The organism is Vibrio hippocampi (genome assembly GCF_921292975.1).
Taxonomy (GTDB): domain Bacteria; phylum Pseudomonadota; class Gammaproteobacteria; order Enterobacterales; family Vibrionaceae; genus Vibrio; species Vibrio hippocampi.
The window spans coordinates 1,869,810-1,887,311 of record NZ_CAKLCM010000002.1 but is presented as its reverse complement, the minus strand read 5'-3'; the positions used below and the strand labels follow the sequence as shown (position 1 = coordinate 1,887,311).

18 protein-coding genes are annotated in these 17,502 nt (G+C 46.0%); 7 read left to right on the top strand and 11 right to left on the bottom strand.

The genetic code is table 11. The annotated features are described in order from the left end of the window. Positions 1 to 58: 58 nt before the first annotated feature. Entirely contained in the window at positions 59 to 1,030 is a 972-nt protein-coding gene (ispB, locus tag L9Q39_RS10875; RefSeq protein ID WP_237485080.1) for an octaprenyl diphosphate synthase, read from the bottom strand. Positions 1,031 to 1,302: 272 nt separating this feature from the next. Between ispB and rplU the strand changes: the two genes are divergently transcribed. The 6 genes from rplU (at position 1,303) to folA (ending at position 5,301) form a co-directional block, all read left to right on the top strand. Further along, a complete protein-coding gene (rplU, locus tag L9Q39_RS10870; protein ID WP_006074830.1) occupies positions 1,303 to 1,614 on the top strand; it encodes a 50S ribosomal protein L21 in 312 nt (103 codons plus the stop codon). A 21-nt stretch (positions 1,615 to 1,635) separates the two neighbouring features. Beyond that, complete coding sequence (rpmA, locus tag L9Q39_RS10865; protein WP_101113344.1) at positions 1,636 to 1,893, top strand: 50S ribosomal protein L27; 258 nt, start codon at positions 1,636 to 1,638, stop codon at positions 1,891 to 1,893. A 278-nt stretch (positions 1,894 to 2,171) separates the two neighbouring features. Next, complete coding sequence (gene cgtA, locus L9Q39_RS10860) at positions 2,172 to 3,347, top strand: Obg family GTPase CgtA (RefSeq protein ID WP_237485079.1); 1,176 nt, start codon at positions 2,172 to 2,174, stop codon at positions 3,345 to 3,347. 208 nt (positions 3,348 to 3,555) lie between these two features. Then, positions 3,556 to 4,323 (top strand): threonine/serine exporter family protein, encoded by a 768-nt coding sequence (locus L9Q39_RS10855; RefSeq protein WP_237485078.1) that lies wholly within the window; start codon positions 3,556 to 3,558, stop codon positions 4,321 to 4,323. After that, positions 4,323 to 4,802: a threonine/serine exporter family protein gene (locus L9Q39_RS10850; protein WP_237485560.1), complete on the top strand. Its 480-nt coding sequence runs from the start codon at positions 4,323 to 4,325 to the stop codon at positions 4,800 to 4,802. The genes L9Q39_RS10855 and L9Q39_RS10850 overlap by 1 nt, the downstream gene beginning before the upstream one ends. Positions 4,803 to 4,818: 16 nt before the next feature. Beyond that, positions 4,819 to 5,301 (top strand): type 3 dihydrofolate reductase, encoded by a 483-nt coding sequence (folA, locus tag L9Q39_RS10845; protein WP_237485077.1) that lies wholly within the window; start codon positions 4,819 to 4,821, stop codon positions 5,299 to 5,301. A gap of 134 nt (positions 5,302 to 5,435) precedes the next feature. Here folA and L9Q39_RS10840 read toward each other — a convergent pair whose 3' ends face one another. From L9Q39_RS10840 to lptD, 6 genes are all read right to left on the bottom strand, one after another. Then, entirely contained in the window at positions 5,436 to 6,245 is an 810-nt protein-coding gene (locus L9Q39_RS10840) for a symmetrical bis(5'-nucleosyl)-tetraphosphatase (RefSeq protein WP_237485076.1), read from the bottom strand. 14 nt (positions 6,246 to 6,259) lie between these two features. Further along, positions 6,260 to 6,634 (bottom strand): Co2+/Mg2+ efflux facilitator ApaG/CorD, encoded by a 375-nt coding sequence (gene apaG / locus L9Q39_RS10835; RefSeq protein WP_435532817.1) that lies wholly within the window; start codon positions 6,632 to 6,634, stop codon positions 6,260 to 6,262. 128 nt (positions 6,635 to 6,762) lie between these two features. Continuing rightward, positions 6,763 to 7,569 (bottom strand): 16S rRNA (adenine(1518)-N(6)/adenine(1519)-N(6))-dimethyltransferase RsmA, encoded by an 807-nt coding sequence (gene rsmA / locus L9Q39_RS10830; RefSeq protein ID WP_237485075.1) that lies wholly within the window; start codon positions 7,567 to 7,569, stop codon positions 6,763 to 6,765. Further along, positions 7,566 to 8,555, bottom strand: coding sequence for a 4-hydroxythreonine-4-phosphate dehydrogenase PdxA (pdxA, locus tag L9Q39_RS10825; RefSeq protein ID WP_237485074.1), 990 nt, complete (start codon positions 8,553 to 8,555; stop codon positions 7,566 to 7,568). Before pdxA ends, rsmA begins: the two co-directional genes overlap by 4 nt. Before the next feature lie 3 nt (positions 8,556 to 8,558). Continuing rightward, on the bottom strand, positions 8,559 to 9,845 hold the full coding sequence (surA, locus tag L9Q39_RS10820; protein ID WP_290369144.1) for a peptidylprolyl isomerase SurA: 1,287 nt from the start codon (positions 9,843 to 9,845) through the stop codon (positions 8,559 to 8,561). Between the two features lie 151 nt (positions 9,846 to 9,996). Then, positions 9,997 to 12,315 carry an LPS assembly protein LptD gene (gene lptD / locus L9Q39_RS10815; protein ID WP_237485073.1) on the bottom strand — a complete coding sequence of 773 codons (2,319 nt, stop codon included), beginning with the start codon at positions 12,313 to 12,315 and terminating at the stop codon, positions 9,997 to 9,999. A gap of 150 nt (positions 12,316 to 12,465) precedes the next feature. Here lptD and djlA point away from each other — a divergent pair, with 150 nt between their 5' ends. Further along, positions 12,466 to 13,317 (top strand): co-chaperone DjlA, encoded by an 852-nt coding sequence (gene djlA, locus L9Q39_RS10810; RefSeq protein WP_237485072.1) that lies wholly within the window; start codon positions 12,466 to 12,468, stop codon positions 13,315 to 13,317. Positions 13,318 to 13,362: 45 nt separating this feature from the next. Here djlA and L9Q39_RS10805 read toward each other — a convergent pair whose 3' ends face one another. The 4 genes from L9Q39_RS10805 to leuB all read right to left on the bottom strand — a co-directional run bounded on the left by L9Q39_RS10805 (position 13,363) and on the right by leuB (position 17,501). Further along, positions 13,363 to 14,142 carry a DUF547 domain-containing protein gene (locus L9Q39_RS10805; protein WP_435532836.1) on the bottom strand — a complete coding sequence of 260 codons (780 nt, stop codon included), beginning with the start codon at positions 14,140 to 14,142 and terminating at the stop codon, positions 13,363 to 13,365. Positions 14,143 to 14,339: 197 nt separating this feature from the next. Beyond that, complete coding sequence (leuD, locus tag L9Q39_RS10800; protein ID WP_237485070.1) at positions 14,340 to 14,942, bottom strand: 3-isopropylmalate dehydratase small subunit; 603 nt, start codon at positions 14,940 to 14,942, stop codon at positions 14,340 to 14,342. A 14-nt stretch (positions 14,943 to 14,956) separates the two neighbouring features. Next, the gene (gene leuC, locus L9Q39_RS10795; RefSeq protein WP_237485069.1) at positions 14,957 to 16,357 is read right to left on the bottom strand and encodes a 3-isopropylmalate dehydratase large subunit; all 1,401 of its coding nucleotides are present in this window, start codon (positions 16,355 to 16,357) and stop codon (positions 14,957 to 14,959) included. A 55-nt stretch (positions 16,358 to 16,412) separates the two neighbouring features. Continuing rightward, positions 16,413 to 17,501: a 3-isopropylmalate dehydrogenase gene (gene leuB, locus L9Q39_RS10790; protein ID WP_237485068.1), complete on the bottom strand. Its 1,089-nt coding sequence runs from the start codon at positions 17,499 to 17,501 to the stop codon at positions 16,413 to 16,415. Position 17,502: the final 1 nt, after the last annotated feature.

Here is a 17,502-nt window from a genome sequence, read left to right as displayed (position 1 = left end):
GATAGGAAATTGATGGCGTGTGTCGGACGGTAGAGCGTTCAACACACGTCATTTTGTATTACGCCGAACGCTGAACTGCCATATAAGCTAAAGCAATTAGGGCTTGCTTATATTCGCTTTCAGCAAGGCAATCAAGGCAAGCGACCGCTTTGTCGGCTTCTTGCATCGCTTTTTGTTCGGTATAAGTCAATGAGCCTACGCGTTGCATGGTTTCCATAATGGCGTCCAAGTGCTGTAAACCATCGCCCTTTTCAATCGCTTCTCGGATCATCGCCGTTTCTTGCGCATTGCCATGCTGCATCGCGTGAATAAGAGGTAAGGTGGGCTTGCCTTCCGCCAGGTCATCGCCGACGTTCTTACCCATATCTTCTCCGCTAGAGGTGTAATCCATCACATCATCAATAAGCTGGAAAGCGGTGCCCAAATAGCGTCCGTAATCTTGCAGTGCGGTTTCTATCTCTTGAGGCGCGTCGTTGAGTATCGCGCCGACTTGAGTCGCTGCTTCAAACAGACGTGCGGTTTTTGAGTAGATAACCTGTAGGTAATTTTCTTCGCTGGTATCGGGGTTATTACAGTTCATGAGCTGCTGTACTTCACCCTCTGCGATCACATTTACCGCATCACTCATTAATTCAAGAATGCGCAGTGAGCCTAAGCTTGTCATCATTTGAAATGAACGGGTATAAATATAATCCCCAACCAGTACGCTCGCGGCATTACCAAATGCCGCGTTGGCGGTCGCTTTGCCTCTTCGCATATCCGATTCATCAACCACGTCATCATGCAGCAATGTTGCGGTATGGATAAATTCGATAAACGCCGCGGCCGTTGTATGATCGTTACCTTGATAACCAAGAGCTTTCGACGAAAGGATGGCTAATAGTGGTCGAAGACGTTTACCGCCGCTGCTGACAATATAAAAACCGAGTTGGTTTATCAGGCTAACATCAGAGGTGAGTTGTGCTTGTATTGTTTCGTTCACTTTTGCCATATCGGCAGCAGTGAGTGCTTGGATAGCTTTAAAATCCATTACGTACCCAGTTGAGCTCAGAGCCTATAAGGCTTAGTCATAGAATAATAATCATGAATGATACACTAAAAACCGTTGATTAATACACGGTTAAAGGGCATGATTGGCACACTTTTCATTGGCGATGACTTATTCGCCAAATTTTTTAAAATATAGCTTGTCATAGGTCAGTCATTCACGTAGAATCTGCGCCCTATTGATGATTAGTTTAGCGCACACCCAATTTGTTCATATAACAATCAAAAGGCTGTGCGGAAAAAGCGGAGTAAAATATGTACGCTGTTTTCCAATCTGGTGGTAAACAACACCGTGTAAGCGAAGGTCAAACTCTTCGTTTAGAGAAATTAGACGTTGAAACTGGTGCAACTGTTGAATTTGATAAAGTTCTACTTGTTGCTAACGGTGAAGACATTCAAGTTGGCGCTCCTCTTGTAGAGGGCGGCAAAGTGGTTGCTGAGGTAGTACAGCACGGTCGTGGCGATAAAGTTAAAATCGTTAAGTTCCGTCGTCGTAAGCACTCTCGTAAGCAACAAGGTCACCGTCAGTGGTTCACGGAAGTGAAAATCACTGGCATCAACGCTTAATTCGATTAGGAGAGTTTAACAATGGCACACAAAAAAGCTGGTGGTTCTACTCGTAACGGCCGCGATTCAGAAAGCAAACGCCTAGGTGTTAAGCGCTTCGGTGGTGAGTCTGTTCTTGCAGGTAACATCATCGTGCGTCAACGTGGTACTAAGTTCCACGCTGGTACAAACGTAGGTATCGGTAAAGACCACACTCTATTCGCTCTTACTGAAGGTAAAGTGAAGTTCGAGGTTAAAGGTCCTAAGAACCGTAAGTTTGTAAGCATCGAATCTGAGTAATTTTAAATTATTCAATAGCTTTTAAGCTGAATTCAAAAGCCCTGCCGAATCGGCAGGGTTTTTTATTTATGGGAAGTTCACTTTTAACTCGTTTACTCAGTAGGTTAGGTAGGAAGTGAATGGCAGTCGATAGAGACAATGGCCTAGAGTTTAGGAGAGTCATCCTTACTGGGGAATCGTCTCTGTCATCTGCTAATATGTAGTGATAACTGATTAAGCATGATGTGCGATTGAAAAAGAGCGCATTAGCAAAAGCGAAAAAGTAATCGGAGTAAGTGATGAAGTTCGTTGATGAAGCGGTAGTAAAAGTCCAAGCAGGCGACGGCGGTAGCGGCGTTGTTAGCTTTTGGCGTGAAAAGTTTATAACAAAGGGTGGTCCTGACGGTGGTGACGGCGGCGATGGCGGCGACATTTACATTGAAGCGGACGAAAACCTGAATACTCTGATCGATTATCGTTTCCAACGCTTTTATGAAGCGGAACGTGGTCAAAATGGTCGCGGCGGTAACTGTACCGGTAAGCGTGGTAGTGACAAAGTGCTTAAGGTGCCTGTGGGGACGCGCGCTGTTGACATCCACACTAATGAGATTGTTGCTGAAGTTGCTGAACATGGTAAAAAAGTGATGGTCGCGAAAGGTGGCTGGCACGGTTTAGGTAACACGCGCTTTAAATCTTCGGTTAACCGCGCACCTCGCCAAAAGACCCTCGGAACTAAGGGTGAAATGCGTGAACTTCGCTTAGAACTGTTACTGCTTGCTGATGTGGGTATGCTTGGCTTGCCAAACGCAGGTAAGTCAACCTTCATCCGTTCAGTATCGGCGGCGAAGCCTAAGGTGGCTGACTATCCATTTACTACGCTGATCCCAAGTCTTGGTGTGGTGAGTGTAGTCCCAGAAAAGAGCTTTGTGGTTGCCGATATTCCGGGATTGATTGAGGGTGCCGCTGACGGTGCGGGTTTAGGTATCCGTTTCCTAAAACACTTAGAGCGCTGCCGAGTGTTGTTGCATGTGATTGATATTATGCCTATCGATCAATCCAACCCGATTGAGAATGCATTGACCATTATTGATGAGCTTGAGCAGTACAGTGAAAAACTGGCGAACAAGCCAAGATGGCTTGTTTTCAACAAAGTCGATCTGATGCCAGAAGAAGAAGCTGATGAGATCATTCAAGAGGTCCTTGATGCTCTAGGTTGGGAAGAAGAGTACTTTAAGATTTCTGCTATCAACAAACTAGGCACTAAAGAACTGTGCTACAAGCTTGCTGACTTTATGGAAACACTTCCTCGTGCAGAAGAAGAGGTGAGTGAAGAAGAGAAAGTCGACTTTATGTGGGATGACTACCATAAAGACGCGATGTCTGGCAAAAACGTTATCACTGAAGATGATGATTGGGATGACGACGATTGGGATGATGAAGAAGATGATGGTCACGTTGTTTACGTGCGTGATTAATTATAGTCAGTCGTAACAACTACTATTTAAAGCCCTGAATTCATGAGTAATGAGTTCAGGGCTTTTTCTATGGCTTACCATTCTATCGAGAAGCCGCTTTATCGAGAAGCTATCTTATCGAAAGAGAATCTTATCGAGATAAGTGGATGACATTTATCAGTCACAGGCTTTAAAATAACCACTTATCTTTATAAGGATGAAACTGGGAATGGACTCTAAACAGAGAATGGTTTCTCGCTTGATCGCTCAAGCGGGTCAATTGTTGCTGGCTCATGGTGCGGAAAGCACATTGGTGGGTGATGTATCACGCCGAATCGGTATGGCTGCGAGTATGGACGAGGTGGAGATCTCTCTCACGGCCAACTCGATTGTGGTGACGACACTCTATAAAGAACACTGTATTACGACGGCGAGAAAATGCCCTGATAAAGGGTTGAACATGCGTGCAGTGACACAGGTTCAGCGAATTTGCATCATGATGGAGAAAGGCATTCTCGATTACCGCATGGCGCAAAAAAAGATGGATGCAATCAGTCCTGAGCGATATAACCGCTGGTTGGTTTTGGTGATGATTGGGTTGTCATGTGCCTGTTTTAGTCGATTAGCGGGTGGCGATGCTGGTGTTTTCATGATGACATTTCTTGCATCATCGGCGGGTATGCTGGTTCGCCAAGAGCTAGGTCATCGGCACTTCAATCCCCTGCTAAACTTTGCGGTTACTGCATTCACCACCACTTTGGTTTCTGCTCAAGCGGTCATTTATCAGATTGGCGCTCAGCCACAGCTTGTTATGGCCTCTTCCGTCCTGATGTTGGTACCCGGTTTTCCTCTGATTAACTCCGTTGCGGACATGGTCAAAGGCTATATTCACATGGGCGTTGCTCGTTTTGTTATGGCGAGTTTACTCACACTAGCGACCTGTTTAGGGATTGTCGCTGCGATGAATGTCACTAATGTGTTTGGGTGGATAATATAATGTTACCGATTGGCGTCGATCTTCTCATTGCTTTGATAAATGACATGCTACTGGCCTCTGTACCGGCGATTGGCTTTGCTTTAGTGTTCAATGTACCGCAAAAAGCGCTGATCTATTGTGCGATTGGCGGCGCAATCGGGCATGGTAGTCGCTTTTTGATGATGAACTTTGGGATGCCGATAGAGTGGGCGACCTTTGTTGCTGCAACCTTGGTGAGTATGATCGGTATTCACTGGTCACATCGCTTTTTGGCGCACCCGAAAGTGTACACGGTGGCTGCCCTCATTCCGATGGTTCCGGGCGTTTTTGCGTTTAAGGCGATGATTGCTATGGTTGAGTTAAACCATCTTGGTTACACACCAGAATTATTGGCGACCCTGATCGAAAACTTCCTCAAAGCGATGTTTATTATTGCGGGTCTTGCGATTGGATTAGCGATGCCAGGGCTGTTATTCTACCGCCGCAAGCCCATCGTTTAGTAAAGGAAATAGTTTAATGATTATCAGTATGATAGCCGCCATGGCCGATGATCGCGTTATCGGAAAAGACAACCAAATGCCTTGGCACTTACCCGCTGATTTCGCTTGGTTTAAGCAATGCACTTTGGGGAAACCGGTGGTGATGGGACGTAAGACTTATGAGTCGATTGGTCGTCCATTGCCGGGACGACGTAACATTGTTGTTTCCCGAAACCCAGAATTAACCATTGAGGGTGTTGAAACCTGCACCTCAATTGAGCAAGCGTTGCAGAGGGTTAAAGAGGTGGAAGAAGTGATGATAATCGGTGGAGGGAGCTTTTACGCACACTGTTTACCTCTAGCCAATAAACTTTATCTTACCTTTATTGATGCCGCCGTCGACGGCGATACGCAATTCCCAGCATGGGACGATGAGTGGCAACCCGTTTTTGAGCAAGACTTTACTGCGGATGAAAAGAATGCCTACAACATGCGTTTTGTGGTGTTAGAAAAAAGCTAATCCAATCGAGATGATGCAAGATAGAGCGGCAGGCTGTGATATTCATAGCTCTGCCGTTAATTTTATCTTTAGCTATTTATCTTTATCTTTATCTTTATCTTTATCTTTATCTTTATCTTTATCTTTATCTAAGGCTAGTTTTTGATGGCGGGCTGAGCAAATAGCTTTTTATCTTCCCAACGAATCATAGTCAGTTCACCGCCCCAGACGCAACCCGTGTCTAAGCCGATAAATTCATCACTGACGTAGCCACCTAACGCAGCCCAGTGCCCAAACAGGACGGTTTTACCCAGAGTTTGCCGCTGAGGATGTTTAAACCACGGTATTAGGCTCGTTGGTTCGACTTCTTCTGGAGGAAGTTTGCACGCCATATCCAAATGACCGTCAGTGTGACAAAAGCGCATTCGAGTATAGGCATTAATGGTATAGCGCCATAATTCAATACCGCTGAGTTTAGGGTGCCAATAGTCGGGTTGATTGCTATACATTTGGGTGATCAATTGTTGCCAGTGTTCGCCCTGCAATTGAGTCTGAATTTGATTCGCGAATTCACGCGCTTGATCCAGTGACCATTGTGGGGAGATCCCCGCGTGACAAACCACAAACTCATCATGTTCTAGCAATAGAGGTTGTTGGCGAAGCCAATAAAGCAGCTCTTCACGGTCATCGGCATCAAGTATTGGCTGAGTTTTGTCCTTGGCTTTTGCCTTATGTAGCCCTAAAGAGACGGCGATTAAGTGCAGGTCATGATTACCGAGACAGACTCTAGCTGATAAGCCGAGAGATTTAATAAACCTTAATGTTTCAAGTGACTTGGGACCTCGAGCCACCAGATCCCCAGCAAACCAAAGCGTGTCTTGTTTTGCGTCAAATTGTGCTGTTGAGAGTAATAGTTGTAACTCATCCAAGCAGCCTTGGATATCACCTATAATGTAATTTGCCACTGTAGTCCTTGGATTTAATTGAGAATATTGGGGATAGCGAGACGGAAAGGGGGAATATCAGCGATAAACTCTTCACCTTGAGCGTTGACCATGACGTAATGACCCTGCATAACACCGACCGGTGTTTCTATGGCTGTCCCACTATTGTAAGTGTACTCGTCACATTTCTCTATGATGGGCTGTTCGCCGACCACGCCGTCACCTTCAACACTGATCTGTTTGCCGTTAGCATCGGTAATCAACCAGCGTCGCGATTTGAGTTGCACGGTTTGTTGACTGAGATTCTTAATGGTAATCATGTAGGCAAACACATAGCGTTTGTTGTTTGGATCGGATTGCTCTGCGATATATTTAGTCTGTACCTGACACTTAACACATGGTGGAGGCATAAATATTCTCACTCTTTTATCTAACAGCGAACACCCTTTATAGACAGCCAAACTAATGGGCACTTGGAAATGTTTAGTGGTAATTTGGCATAAAAAAAAGCCCAAAAGCAAGCTTTTGGGCTGGAATCTTATTTATGGTTTGCGTCTAGCCAGTTGGCCATAGCAACAAATTGTTGCAGAGTTAGGTTCTCAGGGCGCATGCCCGGGTTAACGCCTAACGCCTCAAGTTCTTCCGTCGACATCAGCGATTTGTAACAGTTACGAACCGTTTTTCTGCGTTGGTTAAAACCTTCTCGGCAAACTCGCTCTAACCAATTTAGACTCGTTGCTGGGTGAGGTAGGGTTTCATAAGGAACCAGTCTTACTACCGCAGAATCCACTTTTGGTGGCGGCACAAATGCCGTTGGAGGCACTTCAAGTACAGGTACCACTTTGCAATAGTACTGAGCCATAACCGTCAGGCGACCATACGCTTTGCTACCAGGACCCGCAGCCAGTCGATTAACCACCTCTTTTTGCAACATAAAGTGCATGTCTTGAATATCTTTATGGAATTCAAACAGGTGGAACATCAATGGCGTCGAGATGTTATAAGGCAGGTTACCAAAAATACGCAATTTGTTGTTTGGCTTCACCAGTTGGGTGAAGTCAAAGCGCATCGCATCACCTTCATGAATCGTGAGCTTATCCGCTAGATCTGGGTGAGTGCGCAGGCGCTCCGCAAGATCTCTATCGAGTTCAATCACGGTAAATTTGTCGACTTCTTTACCAACAGGTTCAGTGATCGCGCCCAGACCCGGACCGATCTCAACCAGATTTTGCCCCGGTCTTGGGTTAATCGAAGATACGATACCGTCAATGATATAAGGGTCGTTTAGAAAGTTCTGACCAAAACGTTTTCTGGCCTTGTGTCCTAAGTGGACATCATTTCTCATTGTTTACTCTCTACTAAGTCAATGGCATACGCTAATGCTGTCTCAAAACTACCAAAGTCGATGTTGCCGGTTCCAGCAAGGTCGATGGCAGTACCATGGTCGACAGACGTTCTTATAAAGGGTAGTCCAAGAGTGATATTAACTGAACGACCAAAACCTTTATATTTTAGTACCGGTAGTACCTGATCATGGTACATCCCTAGGACTGCATCAGCGTCGCTTAAATACTTTTGATTAAAAATAGTATCGGCGGGAAGAGGGCCGATGAGCTTATACTGTTTTTCTGTACGCAGCTTTTCTAATGTTGGTGTAATGGTATCTATCTCTTCCATTCCAAGCACACCGTCTTCTCCGGCGTGAGGATTGAGACCACAAACATAAATTTTTGGTTGTGGGATCGCAAACTTAGTCACTAGGTCGTGATGCAGTATATCAATAATACTTGAAACGCGATCTTCTGTAATAGCAGAAGGCACCTCTGATAGAGGGAGGTGAGTCGTCACCAGTGCGGTTCGTAAGCCTTCCGTAGCGAGCATCATCACCACAAGCGGCGTGTTTGATACCTCAGCAAAGAACTCAGTATGACCACTAAAGGCAACACCGGCTTTGTTGATTACACCCTTGTGTACAGGGCCGGTGACAATAGCATCAAATTCACCACTCATACAGCCTTTTGCGGCAATTTCTAGGGTATTTAATACATATTGACCATTTTCCGCATTTAATTCACCGGCAACCGCGGGCTGTTTAAGCGGGTGATGCAATACCAGCAGTTGGCCCTTTTGATGAGCTTGCTTAACATCGGGTTGGTAATCGATGAGTTCAACGTCGATATTCAGTTGCTTGGCGCGATCTGCAATCATTTGCTTGTCGGCACAGATGATCACTTGATGTGACCAATCTCTAGTCGAGAGTGCGACGGCGAGATCGGGACCTATGCCAGCAGGTTCACCGGCGGTGACAATAATGCGTTTAATTACTGACATGGTTTACTCGTCATCATTAACCATTTCAACAAAGGCACTGGCTCTTAGCTCTTGTAACCAAGCGCTTGCCTCTTCGTTGAACTTACGATTGAACAATATTCTGTATGCGCGATTCTGCATAGCAGAGCCCGTTTTATCCACATCACGTCGGTCAAGTACCTCAACGATATGCCAGCCATGAACGGTTTTGAAAGGTTGACTGATGACACCAACAGGCAGCGTTTCAACTTGATGCTTAAATTCAGGAACGTACAGCTCAGGGGTCTGATAGCCGAGCTTACCGCCTTGCACTGCCGAGCCCGGATCTTGGCTATATTGTTCTGCCATATCAGCAAAGGTCACTTCACCAGATTGGATTCGTTGAGTTATTTTCGTCAGTTCTCTTTGCACGCCAGTATCACTTAAAATGACGGTTGGTTTGATAAGAATATGGCGAGCGTTCACTTCAGTGACGGAAACTGTTTCTAGACCTTTCACATCCTCAATTTTTAGGATATGAAAACCAATACCACTGCGGAAAGGACCAATGATTTCGCCTTTCGATTGCAGAGCGATTTGATCGGCAAAGATGGTAGGCATCTCTTCTTTACGCATCCAACCCCAATCACCGCCTTCGAGTGCTTTAGGTCCTTTGGAATAGGTAATCGCCATCGTGGCAAAGTCTTCACCTTGCTTTAAGCGCTGAGTAAGTTCATTAGCTTGCTGTTCAATGATGGATTTGTCTTCATCCTCATTGAATCTCAATTGAATGTGGGCAATTTTATAAGTAATGGTTGCGCCACTTTCCTGAGCTAAAATATCCGCTAGGTTATCGACTTCCGCAGGAAGGATATTGATGCGTTGTCTAACGAGCGCGTTACGGACTTCGCTTTGAGCCACTTCGTCGCGAATTTGTTCACGGAAACTCTGCCAAGAGAGACCTTGTGATTCGACATGTTGGCGAAATTGTTCTAGAGACTTCTGATTGTTTTTCGCGATTTCTTGCAGAGTGCTGGCTAAGCGATTGTCATCGATTCGGATACCGACACGTTCCGCTTCTTGTAATTGGATTTTTTCGACAATCAACTTATCTAAGATCTGCTCTTGCAATACGCTAGCACCAGGCAAAGATTGACCACTTTGGCTAGCACTGGCAATGAGAGACTGAGTTTCCATGTCGATCTCACTTTGCAAAATTACCCCGTCGTTGACAATCACTCGGACGCGGTCAAGTTCTTGAGGCGCAGCCATTGCGTGTAGGGTCGTTGCCGACAGAAGAAGGGTTGAAAATAATTTGGTTAAAAATTTCATTGATATTCCTAATGTACACTTCCCAAACTAAGAGTCTGGAAAGTGTATAAAGTTCCGAATGTTACGCGGTCGGATGCTATTAGCTGTTCCGGAGTAAGTTGCTATACCGAAGTAAATAGCGGTTCCGGAGTAAACGAGCGATCAAAAGTCGCTAGTTATTGAGAATAAACGGTCTGCCGTATGACAAAGCATTGCCACTTGGTGGCTCTGGGGCACGCGAGTTACCGCCAAGACCCGTGATACCGAAGTTCAGGCTAACGTTGTCATCGAATTCAGCCGATCCGACACCGACCTCACCCGAAGACCATCCGGTGAGTTCGCGGCTATAGTCTATGCCCACATACCAACAATCCGATTGATACTCAACTTTGGCAAGCCATTCAACTGCTTCACTTTCTGTGGTATCGAAAAAGTACTGAGCCGAGACATTCCAGTTGCGGTTAATACTATAACCACCGAGTAGACCAATTTGGCTAATACCGTCACTGGTTAAGGCGTTAAGCTCGTCGTCGGAGTAGCTCTCAAGCCCTTCAATATAGTCACGAGTAACGTAACGATAGTTGGCTTGAACAAAATTGTCATTGACTCGATATTCAATAGCGCTGTTCGCCACCGATACTTCCGATGAATCAATATCATACTGGATGCCACCATGATAGAAGACTTTGTCATCGTAGTTAAAGTCGGTTTCGATGGCCCATGATGAGTAGTTGGATGTGTCATCTTCAGAGCTTGAATTCGGACTTTGGCTGCTGTTATCTAAGTAGTAAATCTGACCAAAAGAGATCGCTAGACGTTCTTTTTGTCCACCATCATAGAAACGCGAGGTTGCACCGTAGCTGAACTGGTTAGCAGCAGCGATATAATCGACGCCACTGTAACGACGGTTTCTAAACAGTCCGTAATAGTCGGTCTGTAACAAGGTCGTATCGTAAAGATAGATATCATCTTGATCGGTCTCTGGAACATAGAGATACTGAACTTGTGGTTCTAGTGTTTGAGTATAACCCTCAAATATCGTTGTTCCACGTTCCAGCACCATGTTGGCCTTGGTGCTAAATTCAGGCAGCGTTCGAGTCACACTCTCTTCTAGAGAATCAAATGAGCTATCTAGACCATCCAAGTCTTGTTGGTAATAGGTCATTAGGTAACGCGCTTCGGTGGTCCAAGTACCCCAAGTTGTGGTGAGTGGCAGAGTAAAGCCAGGCTCGATATGCACTCGGGTTGCCTCTGGCTTGTCATCATCATCCGTGACAAATCGGGAGACATGACTGACGAGGTCGAAGTTTATTTGCTGATACAGATCAGGGCTGTAATAGTTAAACTCCAACTGCGGCATCAATTGGTAAGGGATGGTATCGTCGACCAATAATTGGAAGTCTTGTACGGTTAACTTAGCATCCCAACTTTTGGTACGATAACTGACCGAGCCTGACTGAGAGAGGTGGCCGTCCGAACGGTCACCAAGATTAGAGTCTAAATCTTGGAAATAATCGTTGTCACTGACTTTGGCGTAGTCAAGGTCGATTAACCAGTGCTCGCCAAATCGGCTCACGTTCTGATATTGATAAGCCCAACGATCGCCGTGCTCTGGGTATTTATCGTCGTTGTATAAATATTCTGCGGATAGTTCCCCGCTGTTGGCTTCAGTGAGGTAACGGAAGTCACCTTTTAACTGTAAACCGCGGTTTTGCATGTAGTGCAGCGTCGATAAGAGATCGTAATTAGGGGCGATATTCCAGTAGTAAGGTAACTCAAACTCAAAACCGTTCTTTGAACCCAGAGATACTGATGGGAACAAGAAACCTGATTTGCGATTTTCTGTGATCGGCATCGTCAGGTAAGGCAGGTAGAAAACAGGTACACTTTGTACTTCTACTCGGCTGCCATAAAGGGTTGCGATTTCTTCATTCTGGTCGATTTCGATATCGTCAGCGATGAAGCGCCATGAATTATCGCCAGCAGGACAGGTGGTAATCGAGCCATCATCAATCTGATACATGGCCTCACCAGTTTTAGAGATAAATACCGCATCGCCGCGACCGCCACCACAAATCATTTCATAAGCAGTGTTTTCTGCCGTGATCTCTTCGGTGTCGAGATTATTGGTGATCTTATCGGAAACCACTCTGAATTGACCATCATCGAGAGTAACGTTACCTTCAGCGATAACAATGTTTTCAGCTTGGTGTAAGGTTACCTGTTCAGCCGTGATGGTTTTGCTGCCCTGAACCACGACTACGTTACCCTTATAAGAGGCGCGATCACCATTGATTGCCTCTAATGAGTCAGCTTCAATCGTGATTGGCTCTTGATTGGTATCAGAAGTTTGGGCAGTATCAACGGAGCATTGCTGTGCTGGAGGCATGGATTGCCCATCACTGTTCGAACTATCTTCGGCGTGGATAAAGGGCGCAAAAAGCGCAGCACCGATAGAGGCCGCTAAATATGTGCGAGAAAAACGTGACATCGAGTTGTACTATCCTGTTTAACTAGATTCATTCAGTTGAATTCGATTGATATAGAATCGAGGTGTCTATCATAAAGGAAATTATCCTTAACAACACTATTAGACTGCTAATCAACGCAAAATTTAAGAGACGGAGAGCGCATAAATCACATGATAGGTAAAATTTTAGGTGTATTTTTTGGAATGTTGTTCGGCGGTCCGTTAGGCGCGCTGTTTGGTCTATTTATTGGACACCAATTTGATAAAGCCAAAAGAATCAATCAGGGTGGCTTCTCTCGAAGAGGATTCGGCGCTGGTGACCAGAATGCACGACAAGAAGAGTTCTTGAATGCGGCATACTCGGTAATGGGGCATGTGGCAAAAGCAAAAGGTCAAGTGACCAGAGAAGAGATTCAACTTGCGACTATCATGATGGATAGAATGAATCTCAATGCTGAGCAAAAACGCTCAGCTCAAGAAGCGTTTCGTGACGGTAAATCGGCAGATTTTCCGTTGGAGAAAGTGCTTAGTCGAGTCAGTGTTTCTTCTAATGGTCGCCATGACCTGCTGCAGTTCTTCTTAGAGCTACAGATTTCCGCTGCATTTGCAGATGGTTCGATTCACCCAGAAGAAAGAGAAGTCTTGCATCGTATTGCTCAAGGACTCGGTTTTTCAGCACAACAACTTGAACAACGTTTGCGTATGCAAGAAGCGGCATTTCGCTTTCAACAGGGCGGATTCTCTGGTGGGCATCAACACGGCGGTGGGCAGCACTCGTCTGGCGGTTGGCAGCAAGCAAACAGCGCTTCTGCATTATCAGCGGCTTATGATGTGCTGGGTGTGTCCGAAGATGCCGATGCAAAAGCCATTAAACGTGCTCACAGAAAACTGATGAATGAGCATCACCCAGATAAACTGATGGCAAAAGGCTTACCACCTGAGATGATGAATGTGGCAAAAGAGAAATCGCAGGAGATCCAAAATGCCTATGATCTTATCAAGAAAGTGAAAGGCTTTAAGTAATCGACGCTCTAAATCATATAGATTCGGGTGCTTAATCAATAATCGTTACTCTTGGTTAAGTGCCCAATCGTAATCATACTCTACCTTGCCATTAAACTGAGCCAGTTCAGGTTTGAATTTGGCGATGTGCGCCATCACTCCACCTTCATTGTCAAAATCGACACTGAACCATTCATAGATCGACGAGAGCTTAGCGGTGTTGCCACTGAGTTCCACACCTTTACTTGACTGAATAAATTGTCTCGCCGCAGTGTTAAGCAGTGCTTCGGTGTTTTCAGCAGTCAACGCTTTCGCTTGCAAATTCGGGCAGCCTAAACTGGCACAATTCACCGCATAGTGTGTTCGAGGATCATTCCAAATCGGTCTGAGAATACGATGTTCAATGTCATTGAGGGTGAGCGCTTTTTGGTTGATCGTGATGACGTCGAGATCCCACGGTCCAAAGCTGAAAAAACCACCTAGCTTGGTAATGGATTTTATCGGATAGTTGTCGAGTATTAGATTGATGGTAATGGCGTTGTACATGTTGACCCAGTAAGCATATTGCTCTTGGCGAGTGAGGGTTCTAGGGTCCATGGACGCGAGATGATTGATATAGCTTTTGAGCGCCGTTTTATCTTGGTCATTGACGGCTTGATAGCGAATCAGGTGATGCTCACCTTGAATGACAAGATATTGGTCAAGGAAGTTTTGCCACTCTTGATGCGAGACGGTTTGGGTACTGTTTTCATTGCTGGCTTGCCAGTAGGACCATAACTCTGATTTTGGCGCTGCAAAAGTGGAGAGACTAGTGAACAGTGTCACTAGCAGAGTAAACCCAATCAAGGCAAGCCTAGCCAAGGTAGATCCAGCCATAATAAAGCGAGACATAAAACGGCTCCTTTGTACGTGTTGATAACAGATAGCAGACAACAGATAAGACCCGGTGTCAGTGGGTTATCTTTCAAGCGACATTCTTTTTCAATAGCATAGAAAAAACCCAGTGATAAACACTGGGTTTGGATTGTTTAGACTGAGGTTGATTATTTCAGAAAACTTGGGATCTTGGCTTCATAAGCCGAGATCTTGTCTTCATGCTGTAAGGTCAAACCAATGTTGTCTAAGCCGTTAAGAAGGCAGTGACGACGGAAGGTGTCAATCTCGAAGCTGTACTCTTTGCCATTCGCCGAGACTTTCATGGCTTCAAGGTCAACGGTGATCTGTGCGCCTTCGTTTGCAGCAACGAATTGGAACAGTTCATCCACTTCCTGTTCTGTTAAACGAACCGGCACCATCTGATTGTTGATTGAGTTGCCGTAGAATATGTCGGCAAAGCTTGGCGCAATCATAACCTTGATGCCGTAATCAGCTAATGCCCAAGGGGCGTGTTCACGAGAAGAACCACAACCAAAGTTTTCACGAGCAAGCAAAATACTCGCGCCTTGATAACGGGCAAAGTTCATCACAAACTCTGGGTTATCTTGCTCGCCGGCATCATCCAAGAAACGCCAGTCATGGAAAAGGTGCTGACCAAAACCCGTGCGGGTGACTTTTTGTAGAAACTGTTTTGGGATAATCGCATCGGTATCGACATTCGCAGCATCAAGAGGAACGACTAATCCAGTATGTTGTTTAAATCCTGACATGTTGTAAATCCTTTTTAGTCCAGTTCTCTGATATCAACAAAGTGACCAGCAATCGCGGCGGCTGCTGCCATTGCTGGGCTAACCAAGTGCGTACGACCGCCGCGACCTTGGCGACCTTCGAAGTTACGGTTACTGGTTGACGCGCAACGCTCTTGAGGCGCAAGGCGGTCGTTGTTCATTGCAAGGCACATAGAACAACCCGGTAAACGCCATTCAAAGCCCGCTTGTTTAAAGATAATGTCTAAACCTTCCGATTCAGCTTGTGCTTTAACTTGCTCTGAGCCGGGAACGATCAGGGCTTGAACATGAGAGGCAACTTGACGACCTTTTGCTACAGCTGCTGCTGCGCGCATATCTTCAATACGAGAGTTAGTACACGACCCAACAAACACCTTGTCGACAGGGTAATCTTTTAAGGATTTACCAGCTTCCAATCCCATGTAAGCCAGCGCTTTTTCCGCAGAGGCTTTCTCTACTGGGTCTGCGAAACTGTCTGGTGCCGGAATCGCTTGATCAACCGCGATAACCTGACCTGGATTCGTGCCCCAAGTGACTTGAGGTTTGATGTCTGCGCCGTTTAAGGTCACAACGGCATCGAACTGCGCGTCTTCATCAGAGTTAAACGTCTTCCAGTATTCAACCGCCGCATCCCAATCGGCACCTTGTGGTGCAAATTTACGGTCTTTAAGATAGGCAAACGTGGTTTCGTCTGGTGCAATAAGCCCCGCTTTTGCGCCAAGCTCGATAGCCATGTTACAAACCGTCATACGACCTTCCATCGAAAGATCCGTGATCGCTTCGCCACAAAACTCAACCACGTAGCCTGTACCGCCTGCGGCGGTGGTTTCACCAATAATAGCCAGCACAATATCTTTTGCGGTCACGCCCGGTGCCACTTTACCTTTGACCTCAATCTTCATGGTCTTAGCACGCGACTGTTTTAGGGTTTGCGTCGCAAGAACGTGCTCAACTTCAGAGGTACCAATACCAAATGCAAGCGAGCCAAATGCGCCATGAGTCGCGGTATGAGAATCGCCACAAACGATGGTCATTGCGGGCAGGGTAATGCCCAACTCAGGACCCATGACGTGCACAATGCCTTGGTATTTGTGGTTGATATCATAAAGCGTGACACCAAACTCTTCGCAGTTCTTCGATAGCGTCTCCATCTGAATACGCGCCATCTCGCCGGAGGCATTGATGTCTTTGGTGGTGGTGGAAACATTGTGGTCCATGGTAGCAAAGGTTTTGCTAACCTGACGGACCTTGCGACCTTTCTCACGCAAACCATCAAATGCTTGCGGTGACGTCACCTCATGTACTAGGTGACGGTCGATGTAAAGAATCGGGTTTTCACCCTCAGCTTCTACCGCGATATGCGCGTCGTAGACTTTTTCATATAGTGTTTTAGACATTGCTCTTTCCTTGCTTCCCCCCACGATATCGTTGTGATTGGGGGCTATGTTCTAATTATGAATTTGAGATGTATGCGGCGATTTTATCACCCATTTCAGACGTACTTAGGGCAGGGTTGTCACCTGCAAGGTCTGCGGTAAGCTCTCCGGCTGCTAACGCTTTGCTGACGGCAGTTTCAATATCCAGAGCCGCCGCTTCTTCACCTAGACTATAACGAAGCATCAATGCTGCCGATAGGATCTGAGCCACAGGGTTTGCGATATTCTTACCGGCAATATCCGGCGCACTGCCACCTGCAGGCTCATAAAGACCAAACTGACTCTCGTTAAGACTTGCTGATGGAAGCATACCCATAGAGCCGGTAATCATAGCGCACTCATCAGAGATGATGTCACCAAAGATATTGGAGCAAAGCATGATGTCAAACTGTGCTGGATTTTTGATTAGCTGCATGGTCGCGTTATCGATATACATGTGGTTTAGCGTCACATCAGGGTAATCTTTTGCTACCTCTTCAACCACTTCACGCCACAGGATAGAGCTTTGCAGTACGTTGGCTTTGTCGATGGAGTAAACGTTTTTATTTCGTAGGCGAGCCGATTCAAAGGCAATTTTTGCAATGCGCTCGATTTCGTAGCGGTGATACACCTCAGTATCAAACGCTTTTTCCGTTGCGCCTTCGCCTTCACGCCCCTTTGGCTGACCAAAATAGATACCACCTGTGAGTTCGCGAACGACCACGATATCAAAACCGTTTTCTGAAATATCAGCACGTAGAGGTGAGAATGCCTCAAGACCTTTGTGGATCTGAGCAGGACGTAGATTACAGAACAACTGGAAGTGCTTACGCAGTGGCAGTAGAGCGCCGCGCTCTGGTTGATCGTTTGGCGGTAAATGCTCCCACTTAGGACCACCCACTGAACCGAATAGAATCGCATCTGACTCTTGGCAACCATTGAGAGTGCTTTCTGGTAGTGGCGAACCGTGGTTGTCGATGGCAATACCACCAACGTCATACTCTTCACGCTCTAGGGTGATGTTATGCTTCTCAGAGATCGCATCCAGCACCTTAATTGCTTGTGCCATTACTTCTGGACCAATGCCGTCACCGGGTAAAACAGCAATCTTATATGTACCTGCCATG

What these genes read in the sequence shown, in the direction of transcription:
- folA (WP_237485077.1), top strand. Translation starts at nt 4,819, where the DNA reads ATGATTATCAGTATGATAGCCGCCATGGCCGATGATCGCGTTATCGGA.
- pdxA (WP_237485074.1), bottom strand. Translation starts at nt 8,555, where the DNA reads ATGTCAGTAATTAAACGCATTATTGTCACCGCCGGTGAACCTGCTGGC.
- cgtA (WP_237485079.1), top strand. Translation starts at nt 2,172, where the DNA reads ATGAAGTTCGTTGATGAAGCGGTAGTAAAAGTCCAAGCAGGCGACGGC.
- rpmA (WP_101113344.1), top strand. Translation starts at nt 1,636, where the DNA reads ATGGCACACAAAAAAGCTGGTGGTTCTACTCGTAACGGCCGCGATTCA.
- rplU (WP_006074830.1), top strand. Translation starts at nt 1,303, where the DNA reads ATGTACGCTGTTTTCCAATCTGGTGGTAAACAACACCGTGTAAGCGAA.
- ispB (WP_237485080.1), bottom strand. Translation starts at nt 1,030, where the DNA reads ATGGATTTTAAAGCTATCCAAGCACTCACTGCTGCCGATATGGCAAAA.
- L9Q39_RS10850 (WP_237485560.1), top strand. Translation starts at nt 4,323, where the DNA reads ATGTTACCGATTGGCGTCGATCTTCTCATTGCTTTGATAAATGACATG.
- rsmA (WP_237485075.1), bottom strand. Translation starts at nt 7,569, where the DNA reads ATGAGAAATGATGTCCACTTAGGACACAAGGCCAGAAAACGTTTTGGT.
- lptD (WP_237485073.1), bottom strand. Translation starts at nt 12,315, where the DNA reads ATGTCACGTTTTTCTCGCACATATTTAGCGGCCTCTATCGGTGCTGCG.
- apaG (WP_435532817.1), bottom strand. Translation starts at nt 6,634, where the DNA reads ATGCCTCCACCATGTGTTAAGTGTCAGGTACAGACTAAATATATCGCA.
- L9Q39_RS10855 (WP_237485078.1), top strand. Translation starts at nt 3,556, where the DNA reads ATGGACTCTAAACAGAGAATGGTTTCTCGCTTGATCGCTCAAGCGGGT.
- surA (WP_290369144.1), bottom strand. Translation starts at nt 9,845, where the DNA reads ATGAAATTTTTAACCAAATTATTTTCAACCCTTCTTCTGTCGGCAACG.
- leuC (WP_237485069.1), bottom strand. Translation starts at nt 16,357, where the DNA reads ATGTCTAAAACACTATATGAAAAAGTCTACGACGCGCATATCGCGGTA.
- leuD (WP_237485070.1), bottom strand. Translation starts at nt 14,942, where the DNA reads ATGTCAGGATTTAAACAACATACTGGATTAGTCGTTCCTCTTGATGCT.
- djlA (WP_237485072.1), top strand. Translation starts at nt 12,466, where the DNA reads ATGATAGGTAAAATTTTAGGTGTATTTTTTGGAATGTTGTTCGGCGGT.
- leuB (WP_237485068.1), bottom strand. Translation starts at nt 17,501, where the DNA reads ATGGCAGGTACATATAAGATTGCTGTTTTACCCGGTGACGGCATTGGT.